This window comes from Ponticaulis sp., from assembly GCF_029210165.1.
Lineage (GTDB): Bacteria > Pseudomonadota > Alphaproteobacteria > Caulobacterales > Hyphomonadaceae > Ponticaulis.
In genome coordinates, this window is record NZ_JARGNT010000001.1 from 377,808 (window position 1) to 401,438 (window position 23,631).

Sequence of the window (23,631 nt, forward strand, 5' to 3'; positions counted from 1 at the left end):
TTATAGAAGCGAAGACGAAAGAGGTGTTCATGTCAGATCGCAGCATTCTTCTCATTATCACGGGCGGTGTCGCCGCGTTCAAAAGCCTGGAGCTGATCCGCGAGCTGGGCCGTGCGGGTGTGAAATCGCGCGTCATCCTGACAAAAGCCGCGCAGGAATTTGTGACGCCGCTGTCGGTCTCTGCCCTATCCGGCGAGAAGTGTTTTACAGAGCTTTTCGACCTCGATGATGAAGCGGAGATGGGTCATATCGAGCTGTCACGTTCGACCGATCTTGTTGTCGTTTGCCCGGCCAGCGCGGACATAATGGGCAAGGCGGCGAACGGCCTCGCCAACGACCTCGCTTCGACTGCGCTTCTCGCGACGGACAAGCGCGTCCTCTACGCACCGGCCATGAATGTGCGCATGTGGGACCATCCCGCCGTGAAGCGCAATGTCGAGACACTGCGCGCCGACGGATCCATCGTTCTGGAACCGGATGAAGGCCTGATGGCATGTGGCGAATTTGGCCCCGGCCGCCTGCCGGAAGTCGCGCGCCTCAAAGAAGAAATTCTCACTGCACTAAGCCCTGACCGCTCGCTCGAAGGTAAGCATATCCTCGTGACAGCGGGCCCGACACGCGAACCGATTGATCCGGTACGCTATATCTCCAACCACTCTTCCGGCCGTCAGGGCTATGCGATCGCTGCCTCCCTGCGTGACCGTGGCGCGAAGGTGACCCTTGTCTCCGGCCCTGTGTCTATTCAACCGCCAGCGGGTGTTGAGTTGCAGAAGGTCGAAACGGCTCTGGAAATGCTGGACGCTGTCGAAACTGCTTTGCCCGCAGATGCCTTTATCTCTGTTGCGGCCGTGGCAGACTGGCGACCAGCGACTGCGTCAGACACCAAGCTGAAGCTCAAAGGCGGCGATGAGCCCGTCTCCATGACCTTTGCTGAGAACCCCGACATCCTCAAAACCATCTCGAACCTCGCTGAGAACCGCCCGGGCCTCGTCATCGGCTTTGCCGCCGAGACCAATGACGTTTCTGCCCATGCGCAGGGCAAACTTCAGCGCAAGGGCTGTGACTGGATCGTCGCCAATGATGTGTCCGGCGACGTGATGGGCGGCGAAAACAATGAGGTGAGCCTCTTTACGAAAGATGGTATGGAGGCCTCGCCCCGCATGTCCAAGGCACAGATTGCCGATTGGATCGCGGCGCGAATCGCGAAAGCCCTCTCATAAACAACACCGCCACTTTTCGGGGGAAATTATATGTCCGCTGCCACCATCACACTCCACGTGCGCCCGCTTCCGCATTTTGAAGGTCTCAACCTGCCGAAATACGAAACCGCAGGCTCTGCCGGGATGGATGTGCGCGCAGCAAACCCCGAAGATGAGGACATCATCCTGAAGCCTGGTCAGCGCGCTCTGGTGCCAACCGGCCTCTCAATGGCGATACCTGACGGTTATGAGATGCAAGTCCGTCCACGTTCGGGCCTCGCCTTCAAGCATGGCATCACCTGCCTCAACACGCCGGGCACGATTGATTCTGATTATCGCGGCGAGCTGAAAGTCCTTCTGATCAATCTTGGCGATCAGGCTTTCACCATTGAACGCGGTGAGCGCATCGCGCAGCTTGTCATGGCACCTGTCACACAAGGCCTCTGGGAAAAGGTGAACGTTCTGCCTGAAACAGATCGCGGCGAAGGCGGTTTTGGATCCACCGGCAAGGGCTAATTGAATTTAGCCTCTTCACAGCACCTGATTCTCATCTTATATTATCGATATTCAATAATGGATCGAAAGATATAGAAGATGTTTGGAATGGAAGCGCCGTTCACTATGGTCGTGCTGATCGTGATCATTGGCGTTGGCGGTGGGGTCATCAACAACTGGATCAAAGCGAAGCGCGATCGCGAGGCCGCTGTTGGCAGCGGTGAAGTCGACAGCCTGCGCCGTGAAGTCGCCGACCTGCGGGAGCGTGTTAAAACGCTCGAAAAGATCGCGACTGACTCAGAACGCAATCTCGCCCACGAGATTGGCCGCCTCTAATCGAGGCAGTCATACACTGCATCAAACAGTCGTTGTGCGCGCGGGTCGCCCTGCAAATACGCCGACTGTTTGTTCATGACATATGCGCAGGAGAGCCGGTTATCCGGATCTCCGAAAGCAGCTGAACCGCCCCAGCCCGAATGGCCCCAACTATTCGGGTTTGGCCCGTAAAAGCCGGAATTATTCCCCATCACGCCCGCAGCGAACTCGATATTGAATGGCAGGACACGGTCCTGCCCTGTCGTGCGGACCGTCAGAAAATCATTCCAGGTATCGCTGCTCATGAGCGGTGATTTCACCACGCCCTGATCGGCAAAGGCTGAATAAAGCCGCGCAACGCTTTGCGCGCTGCCATGACCATTCGCCGATGGAATTTCCACTTCCCGCCAGACTTTCGTACCGCGCTCCGGCGCTGACCATGCCGTCAGGAATGCCGCCTTGTTGCAGCGATTGAGATCTCCAAGCTTCGGCATTTCCTTCGGACGCATGATCTCGCTGATCCGGTCATGCTGACTTTCCGGTGTGCCGACCCAGAAGTCGATCACATCATCGCCGCCCGCTGCTGTGCCGGTAATATCATCGGCCAGAACTGTGCCAAGCGAATGACCCGCAAGACGCTCGACGATTTCACCCGCCAGATAGCCCCATGTAAGTGGATGATAGCCACTCGTACCATCGGGAACCGGTGACCAGAGAGGAGTTGTTTCTGCAAGCTTTGCGCTCAGTTCACGTGGCTTCAGCCAGAGCGCTGGATCAATCCGTTCTTCAAAGCCGCAAAGCCCTGCCTGGTGGCTCAGCAAATCTGCGATAGTGAGATCGTCTTTCCCTTCGGCGGCAAATTCCGGCCAGAACTCTGCGACACGCGTATCCAGCGTGATGCCGGGCGCCTGATCGACCACATGGCCGACGACCAGCGCGGCGATCGGCTTGGTCGTAGAATAAACCGGTGTCAGCGTATGCTCGTCGAAAGGTCTGGTTTTCGCGCGGTCTGCAAAGCCGCCCTGCAGGCTGATAATGCATTCGCCATCCTGATAGGCAGCAAAGCCTGCACCCAATTCACCATCATCAGCGAAATTCTCTTCGAACACGCGACGTACGTCTTCGAAACCGGCTTTCACATGTCCGCGAGAGAGTTCCATATCACCTGCCTATCCAAACCTGCTGCAGCATATGGCTTAAATCCATTCCTCCCTGCATTCAAATACTGCAGCCGCACAGATTTTAAGAAAGCCGGTAATTTGGGAGTTTCCCCTTTGCGCCAGATGCGCGTAAGAGTTGCCATATGACCGACACCGCCTCCATCGAGAACGAAGATACATCGATCCTGACCGCGCTTGACCGTTTAAGCGAGAGCGCGCCGGAAGAGGGGCTGACACTGCGCGAAATTTTCGATGCGCTGGACGAACGTGCATTCGGCGCAATTCTGTTTGCCCTTGCGCTGCCCTGCTGCATCCCGTTTCTCTACGCCGTGCCGCAGATCGTGTCCTTGCCGATGGCAGCTATCGCTTTTCAGATGGTGCTTGGCCGGAATGAACCATGGCTTCCTGAGAAATTCGCTGCTCGCCGTATCGACAAGGCAGGTCTTGAGCGCATTTCACGCTCGGGACGCAAATTCTTTGGCTGGGCCGAAAAGATTGCGCGCCCGCGTCTGACCTTTCTTGTCCACTCTGCCGCAGAGCGCGTGATCGGCGCGTTTCTTTGCCTGTTCTGCGGATCAATTCTGGTTCCCCTGCCGCTAACCAACACCACGCCTGGCTTCGCCGTTGCACTTGTCTCCTTCGGCTTAATGGCGCGTGACGGCGCGATGATGATTGCCGGCCTGATCATCGGCATCAGCTGGATTGGAATGTTGTTCATTCTCGGGCCGGTAGCTCTCAAAGAATTAATCAAAGGCGTGCTTGCCATGATGGGAATTGGCGGCTGATAAAGTGATGCCTGCGGTCTCCGGTCGCAGTGTCACATTTGCAAATCACTGTCATTCTCTCAGGAATGCCTGAAATGAAGCTAAAGCCCGAATCCTGGCCGGTACTGGCCTTCATCGCCTCTGCCGCCCTGATCGCAGGCGCGCACGCATTCGAGCGTTTCGGGCACTATCTTCCCTGCGAGCTCTGTCTTCGCCAGCGCGAAATTCACTGGGCTGCGATGACCATCGCTGCAATAGGCTTTGTCGTCGTAAAGCGCTGGTCCACACCACGTCTGCTCGGCGCGGTGAATGTGCTTCTATTCCTCATCTTCATGACGAGCCTAGTCGTTGCCGCCTATCATGCTGGCGTCGAATGGGAGATTTTTGAGGGGCCTTCGGGTTGTTCATCCACCGCGGGTGGCGCAAGTGCTTCAACTATTCCGAATGGTATTCCGTCGTTTGAAGACCTCAACCGACCTATCGGGACCGTGTCTTGTGATGTTGCAGCCTGGCGCCTGTTCGGCATTTCCATGGCCGGATACAATGCGCTTATCTCGCTGGTACTAGCGGGTGCGTCAGCCTTCTTCGCGACCAAAGCTCTCGCCCGCGCAGACAAACCAATCGACCCGGTTTACTAGGACTAGCGACACCCTTTCGGATGGAACTGGCCAAGCGACGCATCGAGCGGCGAGCTGAGCTGTATATTGCAGCTTGTCCCGCTATCTGCCCGCGCAAACATGACATCTCCATCGAACCAGACTGCTGCCTGCTCGGATGAAACCGGATCAAAGAAGCCGAGTTCACCGGTATCGACTTCCGCTCCGCATTCTTCATAGCGGCCCACCCCATCAACGAGGATCATGCCGACCGTGCCTTGCTCTCGCGGATAAAGCGCGCGCACAAAACGCGGTCCGTCCGCAGCCTCAAGACAAGCATCAATCGCCTCAATCGAGCCCGGAACGAGTTGATACCAGAGAGGCAGGTCACCGCCATCGCGAACTTCGGTCGTCTCCATTCCGGCGCACCCGACATACTCGGCATCTTCAAAGAGGACGGTGACGCTGAGCTCACTATCAGCCGCTTCGCATCCACCCGTCGCAAGCGTGATATCGAGGCCCTCAGTGTTAAACCGCATGCGTCCATTGCCAGCGTCTGGCAACTCAGGAATTGGCACTTCGATCAGCGGAAGTCCGGGCCGGTCGAGCGTGATCCAGCCGCCTTCAAAACTGCCTGACCAGAAAGGCTCTGTACCGGACATAATAATTGGAAGATCAACGCCGAGAATCTCATCTGGCATATTGAGCACGACAGGTTCCTCAATGACCGGTGCTGTCACGCGTTCAGTCTCTGACGCAATCACGACCGGGCGCTCAATATTGCCGGCCTGAGTCGTTGGAGACGCCGCGTCAGACCGCTCTTCTGACTCTGTCCCGCCACATGATGCCAGTGCCGACGCCGCCGCAGCGCCGAGCATGAACTTTGAAATATGCCTGATGCCAGTCATATCCATCTCCCCCCGGTGAGACTCAAAGTTTACCACGTTTCGCGTGATCGAACAGATAGATCGCTATGCATTGTCGATGAGCCCCTATGCTCCGTACACGACGCATCTGGCGCGACAGGAATTTAGCCCCGAAATCGGCCTCATATTGTGACGCGAAAAGCACGATGTGACTTAATAAACACGTTAATGCCGCTCACCCTGCATTTCAGTCTTGCTCTGATGAAACAGTTTATGACTTACACACCCCAAGGCTGGAGGAAGCCCCGTTTTACATAGAAGTCATCCGGAACTGTTTCGAGATGACCGGTCTCACCCACTTCTCAAACAGGAACGTGAAAATGACCTCGATCAAATCTCTTTGCAGTACATCCGCTATCGCCCTTCTCGCACTCGCCGTGTCTCCAATGGCAACTGCGCAGGAAGAAGAATCCCGCCTCGATACCGTTACGGTTTCAGCCCAGCGCCTTGAAGAAAGCCTTCAGGACGTTCCGCTTTCCGTAAGCCAGGTTTCCGGCGAGCGCCTCGACGTGATCTCGTCTGGTGGCGCTGACATCCGCTTCCTGTCTGCACGCGTTCCTAGCGTCATCGCAGAGAGCTCTTTCGGTCGTGCATTCCCGCGCTTCTACATTCGCGGCATCGGCAACACAGACTTCGACCTGAATGCGTCCCAGCCGGTTTCTCTGGTTTATGACGATGTTCCTTACGAAAACCCGATCCTCAAAGGCTATCCGGTTTTCGACATTGAAGACATCGAAGTTCTGCGCGGCCCACAAGGCACGCTGTTCGGCCGCAACACACCAGGTGGCATCATCAAATTCGACTCAGTTGCACCAACTGACGAGTTCGACGCTTATCTCGACGTGACCTACGGGTCTTACAACACCGCCGAAATCGAAGGCGCTGTCGGTGGCCGTGTTCACGAAGCCCTCGCTGTTCGCCTGTCCGGCCTCTACCAGTACCGCGACGACTATGTCGACAACGCGTTCACGGGCTATGACGACGTCTATGAAGGCTTCCAGGAATACGCCGTTCGTGGTCAGGCACTCTTCACGCCATTCGACAACGACTTCGAAGCGCTCTTCAACGTTCATGCACGCTCAAACCGCTCTTCAGCGCGTCTTTTCCGTGCGAACATTATTGATCCGGGCACAAACGGTGTCGGCTCCAACTTCGACCGCGACACGGTTTACTTCGATGGTCAGAACGGTCTCTCCCAAAACGCCTGGGGCTCAACCATCACACTGACGAAATCTCTGTCTGATGCGATCAACGCAACTTACATCTTCAGCTTCGAAACTGCAGACGTTGAATCTGTTGGCGACATTGATGGCGGCTTCGGCGCGGCCTTCCTCGGCGCTGGCAATTTCGGCCCGGGCTTCATTCCGTTCCCGTCTGAAAGCGGCGGACGCGTCAACAATATCGACCAGTACACAAACGAGCTTCGCCTTGCCTATGACAATGGCGGCCGTCTGACAGGTCAGGCTGGTTTCTTCCTGTTCGACGAAACGGTCGATATCACGTCTACAAGCTTCGACACGCTCTCACCGGGCAACCCGCTCAACGGTGAAGCTGTCCGTACTGGCGACACAGAATCTTCAGCTCTGTTCGCGTCTCTGACATATGATCTGACTGAGCGTCTCTCCGTTCAGGCGGGTGCGCGTTACACCCAAGAAGACAAGACCTTCTCTGTTGCACGTACGCTTGGCCCGTTCGGCGCACCGCCACTCGGCCCGATCGACGGCGCGACAGGCGATGACTTCATCAGCTGGGACGTCACAGCGATGTATGACCTGAACGAAGACACCAATGTGTACGGCCGTGTCGCACGTGGCTTCCGCGGCCCGTCCATTCAGGGTCGTCTCGTATTCGGTGACCTCGTCTCTATCGCTGACACTGAGTCCGTTATCTCTTACGAAGCGGGTGTGAAGTCTGACATTCTGCCGAACGTTCGCGGTAGCGCGTCCGTCTTTTACTACACTCTGGAAGACCAGCAGCTGACAATCGTTGGCGGCCTGAACAACACAGTTGCTCTGTTCAACGCAGACGAAGGCCGTGGTTACGGTTTCGAGGCTGAAGTTGAAGCGGCGCCGATCGAGAACCTGCTTCTCACAGGTGGCCTGTCTTACAACAACACCGAGATCCTTGATGACGTACTTGTTGCACCGGGCTGCGGCGCGCCATGTACCGTTCTTGATCCGGAAGTTTACGACAGCAACAACAACTTCCTCGGCTACAACATCTCCGGCAACCCGTTCCCGAACTCTCCGGAATGGATTGCTAACTTCACAGCACGCTACGCGATCCCATTCCGTGAAGGCGAGTTCTTCGCTTACACAGACTGGGCTTACAAAGGCGACACTAACTTCTTCCTCTATGAGAGCGTCGAGTTCTCTGAAGACGGTTACTGGGAAGGCGGCCTGCGTGCAGGTTACGCAAGTGATGCTGGCTGGGAAGCTTCTGTGTTCGCACGCAACATCACCGATGTTGAAGTGCTCGAAGGCGCAATCGACTTCAACAACCTGACAGGCTTTGTGAACGAGCCACGCATTGTTGGCGTGTCCTTCTCGATCCACAATTAAGCGTCAGCGATAACCTGATACGAAAAGCCCGCTCATCCGAGCGGGCTTTTTTTTATTTCTGTCGCATGCGCTTTTCAAACTCGCGCTGTTCCCACTCTCGCCCCAAAACGATCCCGTCTCCGAACACAAACCAGGCATGCGCTGCGAGACCGAAAATCCACGGCAAAGTCATATAGATCACCCAAATATCGTTCGGGTACGTCAGCAAATTGAACGCCAGCATTCCAGCATTAAAAAGAATAAAGCAGACGAGGTGGAGGTAAAACTCTTTGATCGCTTCGACTTGCTCGATGACCTCCTGCTCGCGGTCAGTTCGCGGTGTTTCGGGCATAGTTTGGACAGGCATGGGTTGCTGCTCCTCAATGAGAGTGCTGACACTCGTTTCCAGTACAGCAGCCAGACATTTCAGAGATTCCAGACCGATCTTATTCCCGCTTTCCGCGCGCTGAATTGTGCGCACGCTCACGCCGGAAACCTGAGCAAGGTCTTCCTGTGACCATCCTTTTTCCGTGCGTCGTGAAGCAAGGCTCATTGCCGGTTTCCCTTTTCGTCTGCTGCCAGACTGACATCGTGCGAAGAGGCGCCACGTACCACGACAGAAACCCGACAAAAACCCGCCAAACAGCTTTGGCGGGGCTCCGTTTAACCTATCTTTCCGGATCGAAGAAAGGCCTGTCACCGGCAATAGTAACACGCTCCATAACGCGGCGCTGCGGGAAGTAGTCACTCGCGGCGTAATGTTGGCAGGCACGATTATCCCAGAAGGCGAGGCTACCGGCTTCCCATCGGAACCGGCATTGATGCTCAGGAACAGCCGCGAAGGTGTAGAGATGCGCAAGCAGCCAGTCGCTCTCCTTCTTTGAGAGCCCGACAATCTGGTCTGTGAAGGCTGTATTCACATAGAGCGCTCGACGCCCTGTTTCCGGATGTGTCCGAACGACCGGATGCTCTTGCACCGGATATTGGGCGTGAAGCTCTTCGATGGACTTATTGAGCCGTCCTGCAAACACGCGGGCAATGTCATGGCGAGCAGTAAGGCCACTCACCCAGTCTTTCATGGCAGGCGAAAGCGCATCATAGGCGGCATACATGCATGAAAACAGCGTATCACCGCCAAAGGGTGGAACTTCACGTGCACGCAGAATTGAGCCCAGTGACGGCTCCGGTCGCCATGTAACATCCGAGTGCCAGGCATTCTCGCGGCCTTTAGACGTCTCATCATGCGTGATGCGAAGGATTTCCGGGTCCTCCTGCCCTTTCGGTGTGGCAGGGTGAATTTCCAGATCACCGAACCGGCGTGCAAAAGCGATATGCTCTGCAGCCGTCAGCTCATGCTGGTCGCGGAAGAAGACGACTTTAAATTCCAGAAGTGCGCGGCGAATTTCCGAGATTGCCGCATCAGGCAGGTCACCTGACAGTTTAAGACCGGAGAGCTCGGCGCCGATCATGGGCGACAGCTGTTTAATCTCAAAAAAGGTGAAGTCCGCCGGATTAACGTTCACGGTCATGCTTTTTCCTCCCGATATTTTATTTTGCAGGGAGCGTAACTCCAAAGCCGGAAATCACGAAACGGCACAAAAAAATCGGGGCGGATTGCTCCGCCCCGTATCGGGTCCAGTTAGTTGCTGACCTGTAGAATGGACCCAAGTTCAAAACTGCTGGGAGGATGTTGCAGTTTAAACTTTGTGTCCGTTCCTAGTAGCGGTAGCCAAAGCCTACGCCGACCACGAGCGGGTTGATGTCCACGTCAGCGTCAACTGTTGCGCCGAGCGCAGTTGTGAAGTCGACGGTCACGTCTGTGTTGATCCAGATTTTCTTCACATCGACGTTGAACAGCCAGCCACCCGGCTCACCGTCGAGGTCGTAATCGAGACCAGCCTGCAGAGCGAGGCCGAAGCTTGGGTCATAGTCGATGTCATCAGCAACCGGACCTGCGTTCTCGTTAAAGAAAAGCGTGTAGTTGAGGCCAACACCTGCATAAGGCGTAATGTTGGTTTCGTTGTTGAAGTGATATTGCAGCGTCAGAGTTGGCGGCAACAGTGTCACGTCGCCAAGGTCAACGTTTGCACCACCGACAGCCGCAACGTTTGTTGCTGTCACATCGTGTGGTGTCACACCGAGGATCAGCTCAGCTGCGATATTGTCTGAGAAGAAGTATGTGATGTCGAGCTCAGGAACGTATCCTGCATCGATATCAGCGTCACCGCCGAGAGGTGCACCACCTACGCTGAGGTCAGCACTTTCGGACGGGAAAACACCGAGTACGCGACCACGAATCTGCCATGGGCTTTCTGCCATAGCAGACGTTCCCAGAAGGGCTGTTGTGAGTGCGAGAAGGGCATATTTAGATTTAGACATGAAGCGCTCTCCGTCTGCGCGTTTTGTTGATGCCCCCTTGTGCACCCATATAACCCGCATAAAAAGTGCGTGTTTTGACGCGCGTCATCCTGTCACTCAGACGACTGAATTACTTGACTTTCTAATTAATACCTACAAGGTTATTGTGGGTAATCTGCGCATTTTTTAGGGCAACGCGCAGGATCACCTAGCCTGCTAATCAGACTGAACTTCTTCCAATTTTACAGCCATCAGCGCAGCACCGACACACATCAGCGCGAAGATGCCGAGCACGCTCAACGCACCAGCAAATGATGCGATAATGCCGAACACGCCGCCGGCTAAAAGCACGACACCGATGATCGTATTTGAAAGCGCCGTATAAGCTGCGCGCGTATCTTCATTGGCCATGTCGACAAGATGGGTAGACCGGCCGAGACGGACGCCCTGATAGGCAATCATCAGTCCGAACAACAGAACCGGCAAAAGAAGCGGCACCCCAAGATAACCCAGAGCGCCCGCAACCGACGTCGCAATGAGCGCAACCGCGCCTGCCACCGCGGAGAACATCAGAACCTTCCGGCTCGACCTGTCTGCCAGATAGCCCCAGACCGCGCTGGAGACGAGAGAGGCAATTGCAGAGGCCAGAACCAGAAACCCAAGACCACCATAACCATCGGTTCCGCCCTCACCTGCCGCTGTAATCATGAAAGGCGGTGCAAGCGCCGTAGCCGTCAGCAGACCGCGCGTGATGATGAAAAGCCTTAGCTGGCGGTCCTCCTTCAACAGCGTGATATTTGAAACGGCCGCTTCCAGAGAATTCTTTCCGCCGTCCGTCGCGCCTTTTTCCTCACGAAGTCCGGTGAAATTCAGCGCGGCAATCATCCAGAACAGCCCGGCGAGACTGATAGCGCAGAGCACGAGAAGCTCACGCTCTACCAGATCAAAGGTCAGGATGAGCGCAAATATAATGACCGCGCCCGCAGAGAGCGATCCCGCCAGCCCTGTCGCCGTGCCCCTATGGGATTTATCGACCGTCTTACCAAGCACATCCTTATAGCTCACCGAGCAGACACTGCGCGCGACGGCCAGAACGGCAAGCGAGCCGACAATTGCCAGCCCAGCCTGTAAGCCCGACAGGAATAGTGCTGAGAGCGCGATTGCCAGCGCAGACAAACCCTGCACAAGTGCGCCAAGCGCCCACGCCCATTTGCGACGCGGCAGCTCACGGATTTTCTTGGCTGTCAGAAGCTGGGGAAGTAGAGCACCCGCCTCGCGCACCGGCACAAGCGCGCCGATTAGATAGGCAGGCGCGCCGAGATGGGTAAGAAGCCAGCTAAGCACCAGCTTCGGGTCGATCAGGCCATCAGAGCTTTTAGACAGAGTGAGCGATACAACATGGCGGAGGAAGTTGTTTCCTTCCTCCCTGCAGGCGCTTTCTGGAATATCCCGGCAGGCGCGTCCGGCATCATCAATTTCAATCGCCTGCATGGCCGGTTTCAGCCAATCGGGAGTGCTCATCCTGTCGTCCTTTCGTCTTCCCTCACGGTGTATATGCAGGGAAGACAGAAGAACGCATCAGCTGACGCGACGTTCCCGTCCTTCCCAATAAGGTTCCCGCAAATCTTTACGCAGGATCTTACCGGACGGATTGCGCGGCAATGCCTCAATAAAATCAACCGATTTAGGCGCCTTGTACGCTGCGATGCGTTCTCGCGTGAAAGCAATGATGTCTTCTGGTGCTGGCTCTTCGCCCGGCGCTTTAACGACAATGGCTTTGACTTCCTCGCCCCACTGGTCAGACGGGATGCCGATCACCGCGACATCTGCCACACCAGGATGGCTGAAGATCGCATTCTCGACCTCTGCCGGATACACATTCTCACCGCCGGAGACGATCATGTCTTTCACGCGGTCATGGATGTAGAGAAAGCCGTCCTCATCGAAGTAACCTGCATCACCAGTATAGAACCAACCATCACGAACGGAATCGACGGTCGCATCCGGCTTGTTCCAATAGCCCTTCATGACAAAGTTCGACTTGATGACGATCTCGCCGACTTCATGCGGCTGGGTCGGGTTACCGTCACCATCGACAGTGCGCACCATTGCGCCCGGCCATGGCACGCCGCATGAGCGAAGCTTACCCCAGCTCGGGTCATGCGCTTCGCTTGGCAGATAGGTCGCTGCGCCCGCAGTTTCCGTCAGACCGTAGAGCTGGGTGAATTTACAGCCCATAATATCGATAGCCTGTTTTAGAAGGTCTTCTGCAATCGGAGAGGCCCCGTAGGACACGCGTTTCAGGCTGGAGAAGTCAGTTGAATGGACTTCTGGCAATTGCGTCAGCATCAGAATGACGGCTGGCACCCAGAAGGCATGGTTGATCTTCTTCTCTTCAACCAGCTTCAGGATTTCCTGCGGAATAATCTCGCGCAGGATGACCACCTCAGCGCCTTGTACCATTCCGAAAATGCCGAAATTGACGCCCGCCACATGGAAGAGCGGCATGGCGTTCATGACTGCTTCGCCCGCGTCATAATGAGCCCAGTCGACAAAGTTCAGCTGACCGAACATGCCCATATAATTGCTGCCCGTAAGCTGCACGCCCTTCGGGAATCCGGTCGTGCCGGATGTATAGAGCTGGACGACATCATCATCTGCCGGATGCGGCAGATCGAGCGGTGCATCAGAACCTTCAGCGACCATACGGTCATAGCTCAGCCAGCCTTCGCGTTCGCCTTCAACGCAGACGATATTTTTCAACTTCGGGCATTCAGACTGAATTTGCGCGATCACATCGAAGAATTCAGGCGTTACAAACAGAGTAGACGCGCCGCTATCATTGATCGCGTAGACAAACTCCGGCGCAGCGAGGCGGTTATTGATACCGGTCATCGCGCCGCGCACTTTCACAGTACCCCAGAGGATCATGTAAAAATAATCGGTATTCTTACCGAGATAACAGACCCGCTCACCCGGCTGCACACCAAGTTCCAGCAAAGAATTCGCAATTTTGTTGGAGATCGCCTCGGTCTGGTTGAAGCTGGTTTCGCGGCCTTCAAACCAGAAGGCTGTCGCGTCTCCCCAGGTTTCAGCGGCATAGCGGGGAATATTGGCGAAGTGGCCAATCTTCTCGATATCAATCATTGTGTCCTCCCAGACGAGCGACGGTGCGACGAAGGCACTCTTTTTTGTTTCGCGTTTCGCCGCCTATACAAGACCGACTGCACGACATGATCAATACTGAAACAGAGCTCTTATGACTGACCAGATCGACCGTTTCGACAAAACACCCAGCCTGATGCCTCTTCGCCGTGATTTATTGCGCCGGCTCGCCCATGCTGCGGATGAGACAGGCTCTCCTTTGCGGCTGACATCATTTGCCAGCGTGTCTCCTGACGGCACGCCTCAGGTACGCACCCTGGTGCTCCGTCACTTTGATCCTGAAACAATGACGCTCCGGTTTTATACGGACGCGCGCTCACCCAAGGTCGCCGATCTGGAAACACACCCCGAAGTGCAGGTTCTGATGTGGGACCCGGACCATAAAGAGCAGGTCCGCATTACCGGCACAGCCGAACTGCATATTGGCGACGAACTGGCCGACCAGCTCTGGTCTACGGTTCCGGAATACGGTCGCGGCGACTATCTCACGCGTCTTCCACCGGGTTCACCCCTCAATGACCCTGAAGAACATGGTCAGGACGAAACGTTTGGCGGCCGGAATTTCACGGTGATTTGCGTGAAAGTGAGCTGCATTGACTGGCTGAAACTGTCTGCACAGGGCCATCGCCGTGCACAGCTGCGCTGGGTTGGTGACGAGGTCGCCGGAGAATGGCGTACGCCTTAATCCACGCTTTCCGGTGGAACGGGCCTTTCCACGCATCCAAAACCAAGCTTAACTGAGCGAAACACAAAATCGCACGGAGGCTTCTCGGTCATGGCAAATGCGCAATCAATATTGCTGCATCAATACGGAAACTCTCCGTTTTCAGAGAAGGTCCGCCTTGCACTGCGCCTGAAAAATCTGGCCTGGGGCAAGGTAGAAATTCCGAGCATTATGCCAAAGCCGGACCTCATGCCGCTGACAGGTGGCTATCGCCGCACGCCGGTTATGCAGATTGGCGGCGATATTTATTGCGACACCGCCCTCATTCTTCGCATGATTGAAGCTCGCTTTCCTGAACGTGCGCTCGGGTTTGGCGGCCATGAAGGCGTCCAGTCCATGGTTGCGTCATGGACGGACAAGCAATGGTTTCAGACGACTGTCGGCCTCGTTTTCGGCTCGCTGGGCGAACACATTTCAGAGGAATTCAAGGCAGATCGCTCTGCGATGAGCGGTCGTAAATTCGACACCGAAAAGATGAAGCTTTCTGTGCCGCTTCTCATGGATCAGTGGCGCGCGCAGCTTTCATGGGTGGAAGAACGCCTTCAGGCATCGAAAAGCTCCGGCATTGGTGACTGGCTGCTCGGCTCTAAGCCGGGCCTGACGGACATCCACGCCCATATGAACATCTGGTTCCTCAACAAAAACCTGCCACAAATGACGCGCGAATTCCTGCGCGATGCCCCGCGCACAGAGGACTGGTTTGACCGTCTGAACGCAATTTCCGGTCCTGAACCGGAAGAGATCTCTTCTGCTGATGCGCTAGAGATTGCCGAAAACTCAGCCCCACGTCTTCTCGCCGCTACGGTTGGCACCGAGCCACAGGGTCTTGCACCGGGCGATCATGTCAGCGTTGCACCTGACGATTATGGTCAGGTCTGGGTGACAGGTGAGCTCGTCTCAGCCCAGCCAAATAAGATTACACTTTTTAAAGTAGAAAACGCGATTGAGAGCCTGCACATTCATTTCCCACGGGCGGGGTATCTCGTCCGCAAAATGGAGAGCTGATCTCTCCCCTGTGGCAAGGGGCTGGAAATGAAACACGTAAAACCATAATTGCAGCGACCTGCGCGCTGACGATGGCGGGCTGTATCTCAACAGAAAGCTATAGCCGTGATCAGGCCTATTCGGCCTGTCGAAGCGAAGGCGTGACGGACATGAATGAGTGCATTCGTGATCGTATGGCCCAATATTCCGAAGAACGCATGGCGGCCGTTGAAGAGCGCCAACGCAGGGAAAACGAATGCAATCAACGCCGCGCCGAGGCTGGTGCGCGTGGTGTACCTCATGATCAGGTCCGCTGCGATGGCGAAGTATTCACGGATTGAACAATAAAAAACGGGGAGCCTAAAGCTCCCCGTCTCTGATTATCTGGTTCTGAACCAGCGCTTATGGCGCTGTGTATTCAAACTCGAAGCCAAGGAAATCGAGAATGGCCTGCGGGTCATCGCCCAGCTGCATGAGCTGCGCTTCAGACTGAGCACCAAGCGGCTCTTCCGGATCGAGCGCGACGCGTAGTGCGCCACCATTCATGACGAAGTCAGCGATACCGTTGATATAGCCAACCGCTGGCGGGAAGACCTGAGCCGCTTCCATACCGCCCATGCGTGTCAGACCGCTGACGAGCGCACGAAGCTCTGCAGGTGATGCGTTGCGGATCATCGCCGCTTCGGCGTTGTCTTCCGGCATAAGCTGGGCAATCGCGATTGCCAGGCCGAAGACTTTGTCCATGCCGCCATCATCGGCGATTTCGAAGTCGAAGTCTGTCAGCGCCATTTCAGACGCCATCAGTTCTTCAAGAGCCGCATCGAACGGGTCTTCCGACATACCGTCCTTATCGCTGTCATCTGCGCCCTTGCCTGCGTCTTCGTAAGCTGTGACGAACTCGCTATAGCTCGGCATGTAACCGGCAAAGCCCATATTCAGCGTACCGAAGCCATCTGCGTCGGTTCCGAAGTCGAAGCCTGTCATGCCTGTGTCGGCATCCCAGTCGAGGCTCATGCCCATGTCCATGTTGATGACGTCCATGTCGAGGTCGACAAGCGCCTCACGTACAGAGCCGAACATTGCGAAGACTTCGCTAGCTTCCGGATCTTCGGCGACTTCCGGCATGTCCGCCATGAAGCCTGTCATGAAGTCCATATAACCGCCGAGATTGTAGCTGATGTCCTGACCTTCAAAAGCGATACGCTCAGGCACGAACCAGTTCCACTCGGACAGATCAACCAGCGCACGGCCAACTGTAGAGATCGTCACGCCATTGAGTGTGCTGACAGAATCAAAGCTCTCGAACTGACCAAGGCTCATCAGCTCCTGAATGCCGGCATCCGGCACTTCCTGACGCTCGAGATAACCCATCAGAACACCCAGGTTCATACCGGACATGGTGCTGAGGCCAACAGAACCGCCTGATGCGAACTGAATCGGCTGGGACAGCTCTTCAGCCGCAATGCTCATAGACAGATCGTAAGATGTGCCTTCAGACAGTGCGAAGCCGAAATCACCGCGATCAATGTCTGAACCCGCAGACAGCGCGATCACCATGTCCATAACCATGTTCTGCTCGGTCTCACCGTCGTCGATATCCATGTCGATAGACATGTCCATGTCATACATGGCGTATTCGTCGATCTCGACTGAACGATAGAAACGAGCCAGTGGGGCGAAAAGAGGCCACGCATTGTCTTCACCAGTTTCAGATGCAAACAGCGCATCAATACCAGCATTCACTTCGTCAGATGCGGCATGCCATACAAACCCGTCCAGCACGATCTGGTCGTAGGTCAGTCCGTATGAGTTGATCGCGAAATCAGCGCCTTCGAGTTCTGCTTCTACTGCATCTTCCGGGATCAGACCGGTCGCAGTTTCTGACATTTCGCTCGCAATAGCGTCGACGATCGATTCAATGCCGACAAGGCTTACATTTCGCAGGTCGATACGCGAGCCAAGCTCAGCTGTTTCGTTGGCTGCGAGTTTAGCAACTTCGCTGTCTTCAAGACCGTAGACACGGAACTCGCCAATATTGACGCCGAAGCTAATATCTTCGGACAGGCTGAACGAGATCGTCACGTCAGTTGCGACATCGCCGCCATTCTCAGACGCGAAACCACCATAGCTGACTTCCAGCATGTCTGGCAGGTTTGAGAGAAGCGCCTGAACAGACGCCTCTCCTGCAAGACGGCCGCCCGGAGCTTCCGTGCGCAGCGCCTGATAATTGGCGAGCTGGCTGGAAACTTCGTAGCCCCAGGACGCTTCCTGCGCGAGTACAGAAGGCGCACCAACTGTTGTCGCAACACTTGCGCCCATAAGAGCCAGGCCAGCTGAGAGAGATTTCAATTGCATCATATTCCCCTTGTAACTTTGCGTCCCTTCTAAACGACATTTATCGTTTTGGCAACAATAATTATCGTTATTCGGTAAGTCCCGTCATATCCCGATAAAATGTCCACACCATACGCTCGGTTGTAATAAAGCCCCAATTCCAATCCGAATGATAGTCTGCGAGCGGGGTAGCTGCCTGAATTTCCTCAAGCGTTTTCCCCTCAGACACGAGTGCCATCACAGCCTCCTGACCGGCGTTCAGCATATCTACGCTGGCCTGCAGGTCGGCGACACTCGCCATGGGACCATGTCCTGAAATGATGACAGTGTCCTCATCGGCCTGCGCGATGATTTTCTCCATACCGCGGATATAGCCCTGCACCGAACCGCCATTGTCGAGGTCAATGAACGGGAAGCGGCGGTTAAAGAGAAGGTCACCGGCATGGATCACATTGGCCTCTTCAAACACAACAAACAGGTCACCATCGGTATGGGCGTTAGGCGCGTGGTAGAAGCGCGCCGTCTGGCCATTCATTGTGACGGTATCGCCTTCATCGACATTTACGGTCGGTAGTGCCAGTCCGGACAGGGCATCAGGCGTACGACCGGAAAGCGCCATAAAGTTCGGCTCGATCAGGCCCGGTCTGACATTCGGGTGCGCCATAACCGTCGCGCCGCGTTCCGCGAAATACGCATTGCCGAGAACATGGTCGCCATGAAGGTGAGTGTTCAGAACAAGGTCGACATCATCACCCTCAGACACAGCATGAATTGCGTCCTCCAGCGAAGGCGCGAAGATTTCCATCTGCGTATCAATCATGAAGACGCCGTCCGGACCGGCCAGAATGCCGACATTGCCCGCGCGATCATTTGTAAGCGCGTAGATTCCATCGCCCAGATCATGGGTTGTGACCGGCGGAACATCCTGCGCGAAAGCCGGCGCAGCGCAGAGCGCGATAGATGAAAGTGCGTAAGTGATCGGGCGCATGGTAAATCCTCCAAAGTTAAACACATTAAGTGCGGCGTTCAGAGGATTGGGCAAGCCAGTTCAAGCGAATGTCATGAGTTCCGGATGTAGAGATATTCCGGATCATAGTGCGTGCCCACCCGGTATTTATACTCTTTGAGCAGGCCAAAGCCGTAGCGGTGATAAAAACGCTGGGCACCTTCATTGAATTTATAGACGCTGAGATAGAGCGGCGCACGCCCGTTACTGTCGATCCAGGCCAGCATCTCGTCCATGAGCTTGCGCCCTGTACCCTGCCCGTGAAAGGCTTCATCCACGTAGAGCCGTGCGATCTCCATCGCCCCCTCAGGACAATCGTCCACAGGCAGCGTGCACGGACCTGCAACCGCGTATCCAGCCAGCGCGCCATCGTTCGCAACAGCAACCCAGATACGCGTTCGCGGATCGCTGAGCGCTCGCTGATAAGCTTCAACGCTATGACTCTCATCCAGAAACTGCTGCAGGTCTTCCGGCTTGTAGAGATGAGCAAACTTGTCAGAAAACGTCTTTGCGCCGAGCGCGGATAGCGCTTCAGCATCAGAGGCTACTGCAGTGCGGATCGTAAGGTCAGACATATCAGCCTCTTAGCGAGTGCGCTGCATCAATTGAACCCCATTTTTGAGGCGGGTCGTCAATTATGCCTGAACAGGCTGGGATACCCAGATGGAGGGCGGCATAGCGCGGCGCAGATCATCCTCAAACTGGCCGAGCTCTTTCTCCAGCTGTTTCAGCTCCTTATCGGTATTCTCGTAGAGCTTTTCGCTGTCTTTATCATTTTGCTTAAAGCCTATGGCCCAGCGCTTCACATCCCGAAACGCATCGCGCAGCTCTGACGTGAGCCCTTTCACAAAGTTGGTGAACTCGAGATCGCCGCGAAGCTCCATAGCCTCCGGCGTCTGATCGAGCCTCACACGTTCATACTGCATCACAGCTTCCTGTCGCTGCGTGTCCGGTAGATTGTCCACCTCGGCATCAGCAACAGGATCAACGTCGTCTGGCTCATTGATGTCAGAGTGCGCCGCCGCTTCATCTTCAGAAACATCCTCTCCATCGGCAGACGCTCCAGTCGCCATGGATGCTCCGAGACTACCGACATCAGGCATAACCATGCCGCCACCGGCTGCGCCGCCCTGCAAATCGGCGAGTGCTTTCTGGACCTTTTTATAGTCGCTCAAAACCTCTTTCAGTTCTTTAGCGAGGCGCGCAATCTGCTTGGCCATTTCGCGAGGCTGGAATTGCCAGACCTTTCGCATGAGTTTGATTTCTTCCCTGATACGCAACAGCGCTTCGCGCGCACGTCCCTTCTCTCGCGAGAGCGCCTCGATGCGGGCATCATCTGGTGAGGACTTTTTCGCGTCGCTTTCCGCGGCGGTTTGAGCCAGAGGCGAAAAATTCACTTCATCACGCGCGATAGAGAATGAAGATCGGTTTGTTTCTGAAGGAACCGTCTCGACCGCCTTGTAGGCGGATACGCCAGCACGGCGCACGCGCGCCGCGTCGGTATCACTTCGCAAGGATACACGCGGCATTAGCTGGTCAACGGTCAGGCTCATTTTCTGAGCTCCTTTTTATGGTCCGCATTCTGCGACAATGGTCCGACCATAAATCAGAGCCTGTTAAGGCCCACCCTGCGCAATCTCACAAGTTTGCGTAAAATTATACGTGAGATTGCACCGAAGACGCTAGACAAAATAGTCAGCTACACTGACACTCCCACCAATAATAACGGGAGGACATATCCATGAAATCAGCTTTGAGATCGGGCATCGCCTTTGCCTGCCTCATCGGCGCAGCCTGCGCCCCCGCCAACCTGTCAGCCCAGGAGGCCGCTCCAGCCGAAACATCCATGCCGGCTGAACGCCCTGTTGCAGCGACGCAATATGGCGCGGTGCGCGGCACAGTCGAGGAAGGCATTAATGTCTTTCGCGGCATTCCTTACGGCGCAGACACGCGCGACACCCGATTCCAGCCTGCAAATCCACCCGAACCATGGGATGGCTTACGCGACACTGTAGACTTCCCGGACAGCATTGTTCAGCTCGGTAACAATAATGGTCTCTTCCGCTCATGGGCACCTGATCCTACGCCGGGCATGAGCGAAAATGCGCTCGGCCTGAACATCTGGACACCCGCGCTTGATGATCACGAAAGACCCGTCATGGTTTGGCTTCATGGAGGCGGCTTCCAGAACGGCAACGGATCGAGCGCAGCCTATGAAGGTATCAACCTCGCCACGCGCGGCGATGTGGTTGTCGTCACAATCAATCACCGCCTCAACGCATTTGGCCATCTCTATCTGGCGGGACTGACAGATGATCCGGCCTATGCAGATAGCGGCAATGTCGGCAGCCTCGATATGGTCATGGCGCTGCAATGGGTTCGCGACAATATCGAACACTTCGGCGGCAATCCGGACAATGTGACCATCTTCGGTGAGTCCGGTGGCGGCCGTAAAGTCTCAACCATGCTCGCCATGCCACGTGCGGAAGGCCTGTTCCATCGCGCTATTGTACAATCAGGCTCGCACCTACGGTTTCGCGAACCGGAAGAGGCAACTGAGCACACTCTGAGCTTCCTCAACATTCTGGGCATTTCACCGGACAATCTGGATGCGCTGCACGATGTGCCTGCAGAGACATTCAGGGAAGCGCTCCGCACAGCAGCAGGCGAGCAAACAACATCGCTCTTCTGGAGCCCGGTGCGTGACGGAAATTCTCTGCCGCATCACCCGTTTGAAGCGGAAGAGAACGAACCGAGCCAATCGGTTCCGATGCTCGTCGGCTCCAACAAGGACGAACTCTCGCTCTGGCTGGTGCGGCCCGGCAATATGCCAACGCTCGACTATGCAAATGCTGAGGGTCTGATCGGCGCCTATGCGACTGAAGACGAATTCCACGAGTTCGTGGCCGGGTATCGCGAGATTTATCCGGACTATACAGACGCCGATCTCATGGTCGCGATTACTTCAGACCTTCGCTATTCGGGCAATGCCTATCGTCAGGCACGCCTGCGCGCTGCGCAGGATGGCGCTGCTCCTATCTGGGTTTATCAGTTTGATTGGGAAACACCGGTTGCCGGCGGCATATTCGGCGCGCCGCATGCGCTCGAAATTCCATTCGCCTTCGATACACTTGGAAATTCTGAATCCATGGTCGGCGATCCGGCGGCGGCTCAACCGGTCGCAGATCAGGTGAGCGAAGCTTGGATTTCCTTTGCCCGCCATGGCGACCCGAATGCACGCGGCCTGCCTTACTGGCCCCCGGTTTCGATCGATCAGACGCCAGCTATGCGCTTCAACATGGAATCAGAAGTCGATGAAAATTACTTCTGGGACGAGATGAAGGTGATCTACCGATACGACCGGTAGTCAGTCCTGATCTTCATATAAAAGGCGGCTCTTGCGGGCCGCCTTTTTCATATCCATCAGTCTTTATTGTTCGGCATGGAGAGCATATCCCGCTGCAGCGTGCGCCCTGCGAGCAGGTAATGCACCGATGCCCAAAGATAGAGGCAGGCAAAAATCACAATGGCATACTGCAGCCCTTTTGCGTCTGTACGCTCACACATCGCGGCCTGCGCTTCGGTGAGGTTTACCGCCGCCGTGCACACTTCAAGTGAAAGCCCCAGATCAGAGGTCGAGAGCATCAGCCCCTTCAAGGTCGTAGACAGAATGCCTGACGCTGGCGGACCGAGGGCCAGCCCCACAAGGTTCACCACGAAAAGAGCAACCGCAACTGAGGTCGCCCGCATACGGCTATCCACCACACCGCCAAAGACCGCATACATCGGGCCGAGATAGAAATAGTGGAGCAGCGCCGCCGCGCAGAGCGGGATGAGCGCAATGAACAGCTCCGGCACGAGGAAGCCGATCACGTACAGCGGTACAGAGATCGACATGCCGAGTGCTGGCAGCCAGGACAGCGCATTCGGGTGACGTTTGGAGATCCTGTCGGAAATCCAGCCAGATGAGAACACGCCAATCGCCGCAAACAGCCCCATGACGAGGCTATAATAAATCGCTGCTTCGGTAAGCGAGAGACCATGCACGCGGCGAAGAAACGCTGTCACAAAATGACCAATGCCATAGCCGACAAATGACGCGATGGCCGCACCAAGAACCACATGAATATATGCCGGCTTGCTTTTGAGAATGCGCAAAACTTCAGAGAGCTTTGCGGTTTCTTTGCTTTGCGCTGAGACCGGATCGGTATACCCGCGCGGCGGCTCTTTCAGGGTAAAGATCAGGACAAAACCAAGCAGAAGCCCCGGCAATCCAACGGCAGCGAACGCGATCCGCCACCCTTCAAGGGCAATCACATTGAGGCTGACGGCAAGCTCTTCCAGCCCCATAGACGCCATAAGATTATAGACGTTCTCGCCCGTCACATAGTCGTTGATCGGGCCACCGGCGACGCCTGCAAACATAGCGCCCAGAGGTACGCCCAGAGCGTAAATTGACACTGCAGTCGCGCGGCTGGACGGTTTAAAATAGTCAGCAATCATAGACTGGGCGGGCGGCGTGCATCCAGCCTCACCAATGCCAACACCGACACGCAATAAGAAGAGCATCAGGAAGCTGGTCGCAAAGCCGCAAAAGACGGTCATCAGGCTCCAAAGCGTGAGAGCCGTAAGGATGATCCATTTGCGGCTGCGAGTCTCGGATATACGGGCAATCGGGATACCGAGCGTGACGTAGAACAGCGCAAACGCTGTGCCGCCAATCATGCCCATATGCCAGTCTTCAAGCCCGAGCGAGATTTTGATCGGGTCGTTCAGAACGGCCAGAATGGCGCGATCAATGAAGTTGAAAATATAAACGAGAAGAAGGGATCCGAGCACATAGGCGCGATAACCGCGCGATCCATACCCTTCATTGATATCGGACGCCACCGCCTCTCCAGGCGTTGCCAGACTTGCCATTTTTCACTCCCTCGAATGGGACAAGGTCTGCCGTTCAGCCCCGGCGCCCGTCCTCATTTATGTACCCACAGGTAATCATCTGGCGCCTTGAAGCGCCAGACTTAGTTTTTATACGGGTGGGTAAACGTATTCAGTCGCAGGAAGT

22 protein-coding genes are annotated in these 23,631 nt (G+C 55.6%); 10 read left to right on the forward strand and 12 right to left on the reverse strand.

Going from position 1 to position 23,631, the window contains the following annotated elements:
• The first annotated feature begins 29 nt into the window (after nt 1-29).
• The 3 genes from coaBC to P1U45_RS01875 all read left to right on the forward strand — a co-directional run bounded on the left by coaBC (nt 30) and on the right by P1U45_RS01875 (nt 2,030).
• On the forward strand, nt 30-1,220 hold the full coding sequence (gene coaBC / locus P1U45_RS01865; RefSeq protein WP_301057228.1) for a bifunctional phosphopantothenoylcysteine decarboxylase/phosphopantothenate--cysteine ligase CoaBC: 1,191 nt from the start codon (nt 30-32) through the stop codon (nt 1,218-1,220).
• A gap of 30 nt (nt 1,221-1,250) precedes the next feature.
• On the forward strand, nt 1,251-1,715 hold the full coding sequence (gene dut / locus P1U45_RS01870; protein ID WP_301057229.1) for a dUTP diphosphatase: 465 nt from the start codon (nt 1,251-1,253) through the stop codon (nt 1,713-1,715).
• Between the two features lie 78 nt (nt 1,716-1,793).
• Nucleotides 1,794-2,030, forward strand: coding sequence for a hypothetical protein (locus P1U45_RS01875; RefSeq protein ID WP_301057230.1), 237 nt, complete (start codon nt 1,794-1,796; stop codon nt 2,028-2,030).
• On the opposite strand, the gene P1U45_RS01880 is transcribed toward P1U45_RS01875, so the two are convergent.
• A complete protein-coding gene (locus P1U45_RS01880; RefSeq protein WP_301057231.1) occupies nt 2,027-3,169 on the reverse strand; it encodes a serine hydrolase domain-containing protein in 1,143 nt (380 codons plus the stop codon). The two genes, P1U45_RS01875 and P1U45_RS01880, sit on opposite strands and share 4 nt — an antisense overlap.
• A gap of 143 nt (nt 3,170-3,312) precedes the next feature.
• Between P1U45_RS01880 and P1U45_RS01885 the strand changes: the two genes are divergently transcribed.
• Together P1U45_RS01885 and P1U45_RS01890 are read left to right on the forward strand one after the other, a co-directional pair.
• A complete protein-coding gene (locus P1U45_RS01885) occupies nt 3,313-3,954 on the forward strand; it encodes an exopolysaccharide biosynthesis protein (protein ID WP_301057232.1) in 642 nt (213 codons plus the stop codon).
• Nucleotides 3,955-4,028: 74 nt separating this feature from the next.
• On the forward strand, nt 4,029-4,571 hold the full coding sequence (locus P1U45_RS01890) for a disulfide bond formation protein B (protein ID WP_301057233.1): 543 nt from the start codon (nt 4,029-4,031) through the stop codon (nt 4,569-4,571).
• Nucleotides 4,572-4,573: 2 nt separating this feature from the next.
• Here the strand turns inward: P1U45_RS01890 and P1U45_RS01895 are convergent, their stop codons facing one another.
• Nucleotides 4,574-5,437, reverse strand: coding sequence for a hypothetical protein (locus P1U45_RS01895; protein WP_301057234.1), 864 nt, complete (start codon nt 5,435-5,437; stop codon nt 4,574-4,576).
• Between the two features lie 338 nt (nt 5,438-5,775).
• On the opposite strand from P1U45_RS01895, the gene P1U45_RS01900 reads away from it, so the two are divergent.
• Nucleotides 5,776-8,016 carry a TonB-dependent receptor gene (locus P1U45_RS01900; RefSeq protein ID WP_301057235.1) on the forward strand — a complete coding sequence of 747 codons (2,241 nt, stop codon included), beginning with the start codon at nt 5,776-5,778 and terminating at the stop codon, nt 8,014-8,016.
• Between the two features lie 52 nt (nt 8,017-8,068).
• Here the strand turns inward: P1U45_RS01900 and P1U45_RS01905 are convergent, their stop codons facing one another.
• The 5 genes from P1U45_RS01905 to P1U45_RS01925 all read right to left on the reverse strand — a co-directional run bounded on the left by P1U45_RS01905 (nt 8,069) and on the right by P1U45_RS01925 (nt 13,500).
• Nucleotides 8,069-8,548 (reverse strand): 2TM domain-containing protein, encoded by a 480-nt coding sequence (locus P1U45_RS01905; protein ID WP_301057236.1) that lies wholly within the window; start codon nt 8,546-8,548, stop codon nt 8,069-8,071.
• 115 nt (nt 8,549-8,663) lie between these two features.
• Nucleotides 8,664-9,524 carry a TauD/TfdA family dioxygenase gene (locus tag P1U45_RS01910; RefSeq protein WP_301057237.1) on the reverse strand — a complete coding sequence of 287 codons (861 nt, stop codon included), beginning with the start codon at nt 9,522-9,524 and terminating at the stop codon, nt 8,664-8,666.
• A gap of 187 nt (nt 9,525-9,711) precedes the next feature.
• Nucleotides 9,712-10,374: an OmpW family outer membrane protein gene (locus P1U45_RS01915; RefSeq protein WP_293607828.1), complete on the reverse strand. Its 663-nt coding sequence runs from the start codon at nt 10,372-10,374 to the stop codon at nt 9,712-9,714.
• A gap of 195 nt (nt 10,375-10,569) precedes the next feature.
• Nucleotides 10,570-11,874 carry an MFS transporter gene (locus tag P1U45_RS01920; RefSeq protein WP_301057238.1) on the reverse strand — a complete coding sequence of 435 codons (1,305 nt, stop codon included), beginning with the start codon at nt 11,872-11,874 and terminating at the stop codon, nt 10,570-10,572.
• Nucleotides 11,875-11,931: 57 nt separating this feature from the next.
• A complete protein-coding gene (locus tag P1U45_RS01925) occupies nt 11,932-13,500 on the reverse strand; it encodes a long-chain-fatty-acid--CoA ligase (protein WP_301057240.1) in 1,569 nt (522 codons plus the stop codon).
• 112 nt (nt 13,501-13,612) lie between these two features.
• Between P1U45_RS01925 and P1U45_RS01930 the strand changes: the two genes are divergently transcribed.
• From P1U45_RS01930 to P1U45_RS01940, 3 genes are all read left to right on the forward strand, one after another.
• Complete coding sequence (locus P1U45_RS01930) at nt 13,613-14,203, forward strand: pyridoxamine 5'-phosphate oxidase family protein (RefSeq protein ID WP_301057241.1); 591 nt, start codon at nt 13,613-13,615, stop codon at nt 14,201-14,203.
• 90 nt (nt 14,204-14,293) lie between these two features.
• A complete protein-coding gene (locus P1U45_RS01935; RefSeq protein ID WP_301057242.1) occupies nt 14,294-15,247 on the forward strand; it encodes a glutathione S-transferase family protein in 954 nt (317 codons plus the stop codon).
• A 71-nt stretch (nt 15,248-15,318) separates the two neighbouring features.
• Entirely contained in the window at nt 15,319-15,567 is a 249-nt protein-coding gene (locus P1U45_RS01940) for a hypothetical protein (RefSeq protein WP_301057243.1), read from the forward strand.
• Between the two features lie 61 nt (nt 15,568-15,628).
• Here the strand turns inward: P1U45_RS01940 and P1U45_RS01945 are convergent, their stop codons facing one another.
• The 4 genes from P1U45_RS01945 to P1U45_RS01960 all read right to left on the reverse strand — a co-directional run bounded on the left by P1U45_RS01945 (nt 15,629) and on the right by P1U45_RS01960 (nt 20,119).
• Nucleotides 15,629-17,581 (reverse strand): hypothetical protein, encoded by a 1,953-nt coding sequence (locus tag P1U45_RS01945; RefSeq protein WP_301057244.1) that lies wholly within the window; start codon nt 17,579-17,581, stop codon nt 15,629-15,631.
• A gap of 67 nt (nt 17,582-17,648) precedes the next feature.
• Nucleotides 17,649-18,548 (reverse strand): MBL fold metallo-hydrolase, encoded by a 900-nt coding sequence (locus P1U45_RS01950; RefSeq protein ID WP_301057245.1) that lies wholly within the window; start codon nt 18,546-18,548, stop codon nt 17,649-17,651.
• Nucleotides 18,549-18,619: 71 nt separating this feature from the next.
• Entirely contained in the window at nt 18,620-19,141 is a 522-nt protein-coding gene (locus tag P1U45_RS01955) for a GNAT family N-acetyltransferase (protein ID WP_301057246.1), read from the reverse strand.
• 60 nt (nt 19,142-19,201) lie between these two features.
• Nucleotides 19,202-20,119 (reverse strand): hypothetical protein, encoded by a 918-nt coding sequence (locus P1U45_RS01960; protein WP_301057247.1) that lies wholly within the window; start codon nt 20,117-20,119, stop codon nt 19,202-19,204.
• A gap of 188 nt (nt 20,120-20,307) precedes the next feature.
• On the opposite strand from P1U45_RS01960, the gene P1U45_RS01965 reads away from it, so the two are divergent.
• Nucleotides 20,308-21,933 (forward strand): carboxylesterase/lipase family protein, encoded by a 1,626-nt coding sequence (locus tag P1U45_RS01965; protein WP_301057248.1) that lies wholly within the window; start codon nt 20,308-20,310, stop codon nt 21,931-21,933.
• A 56-nt stretch (nt 21,934-21,989) separates the two neighbouring features.
• Here P1U45_RS01965 and P1U45_RS01970 read toward each other — a convergent pair whose 3' ends face one another.
• Entirely contained in the window at nt 21,990-23,486 is a 1,497-nt protein-coding gene (locus P1U45_RS01970) for an MFS transporter (protein ID WP_301057249.1), read from the reverse strand.
• Nucleotides 23,487-23,631: the final 145 nt, after the last annotated feature.

Bases quoted from the DNA above. Each gene is read 5' to 3' on its own strand.
- coaBC (WP_301057228.1), top strand. From the start codon at position 30: ATGTCAGATCGCAGCATTCTTCTCATTATCACGGGCGGTGTCGCCGCG.
- dut (WP_301057229.1), top strand. From the start codon at position 1,251: ATGTCCGCTGCCACCATCACACTCCACGTGCGCCCGCTTCCGCATTTT.
- P1U45_RS01875 (WP_301057230.1), top strand. From the start codon at position 1,794: ATGTTTGGAATGGAAGCGCCGTTCACTATGGTCGTGCTGATCGTGATC.
- P1U45_RS01880 (WP_301057231.1), bottom strand. From the start codon at position 3,169: ATGGAACTCTCTCGCGGACATGTGAAAGCCGGTTTCGAAGACGTACGT.
- P1U45_RS01885 (WP_301057232.1), top strand. From the start codon at position 3,313: ATGACCGACACCGCCTCCATCGAGAACGAAGATACATCGATCCTGACC.
- P1U45_RS01890 (WP_301057233.1), top strand. From the start codon at position 4,029: ATGAAGCTAAAGCCCGAATCCTGGCCGGTACTGGCCTTCATCGCCTCT.
- P1U45_RS01895 (WP_301057234.1), bottom strand. From the start codon at position 5,437: ATGACTGGCATCAGGCATATTTCAAAGTTCATGCTCGGCGCTGCGGCG.
- P1U45_RS01900 (WP_301057235.1), top strand. From the start codon at position 5,776: ATGACCTCGATCAAATCTCTTTGCAGTACATCCGCTATCGCCCTTCTC.
- P1U45_RS01905 (WP_301057236.1), bottom strand. From the start codon at position 8,548: ATGAGCCTTGCTTCACGACGCACGGAAAAAGGATGGTCACAGGAAGAC.
- P1U45_RS01910 (WP_301057237.1), bottom strand. From the start codon at position 9,524: ATGACCGTGAACGTTAATCCGGCGGACTTCACCTTTTTTGAGATTAAA.
- P1U45_RS01915 (WP_293607828.1), bottom strand. From the start codon at position 10,374: ATGTCTAAATCTAAATATGCCCTTCTCGCACTCACAACAGCCCTTCTG.
- P1U45_RS01920 (WP_301057238.1), bottom strand. From the start codon at position 11,874: ATGAGCACTCCCGATTGGCTGAAACCGGCCATGCAGGCGATTGAAATT.
- P1U45_RS01925 (WP_301057240.1), bottom strand. From the start codon at position 13,500: ATGATTGATATCGAGAAGATTGGCCACTTCGCCAATATTCCCCGCTAT.
- P1U45_RS01930 (WP_301057241.1), top strand. From the start codon at position 13,613: ATGACTGACCAGATCGACCGTTTCGACAAAACACCCAGCCTGATGCCT.
- P1U45_RS01935 (WP_301057242.1), top strand. From the start codon at position 14,294: ATGGCAAATGCGCAATCAATATTGCTGCATCAATACGGAAACTCTCCG.
- P1U45_RS01940 (WP_301057243.1), top strand. From the start codon at position 15,319: ATGGCGGGCTGTATCTCAACAGAAAGCTATAGCCGTGATCAGGCCTAT.
- P1U45_RS01945 (WP_301057244.1), bottom strand. From the start codon at position 17,581: ATGCAATTGAAATCTCTCTCAGCTGGCCTGGCTCTTATGGGCGCAAGT.
- P1U45_RS01950 (WP_301057245.1), bottom strand. From the start codon at position 18,548: ATGCGCCCGATCACTTACGCACTTTCATCTATCGCGCTCTGCGCTGCG.
- P1U45_RS01955 (WP_301057246.1), bottom strand. From the start codon at position 19,141: ATGTCTGACCTTACGATCCGCACTGCAGTAGCCTCTGATGCTGAAGCG.
- P1U45_RS01960 (WP_301057247.1), bottom strand. From the start codon at position 20,119: ATGAGCCTGACCGTTGACCAGCTAATGCCGCGTGTATCCTTGCGAAGT.
- P1U45_RS01965 (WP_301057248.1), top strand. From the start codon at position 20,308: ATGAAATCAGCTTTGAGATCGGGCATCGCCTTTGCCTGCCTCATCGGC.
- P1U45_RS01970 (WP_301057249.1), bottom strand. From the start codon at position 23,486: ATGGCAAGTCTGGCAACGCCTGGAGAGGCGGTGGCGTCCGATATCAAT.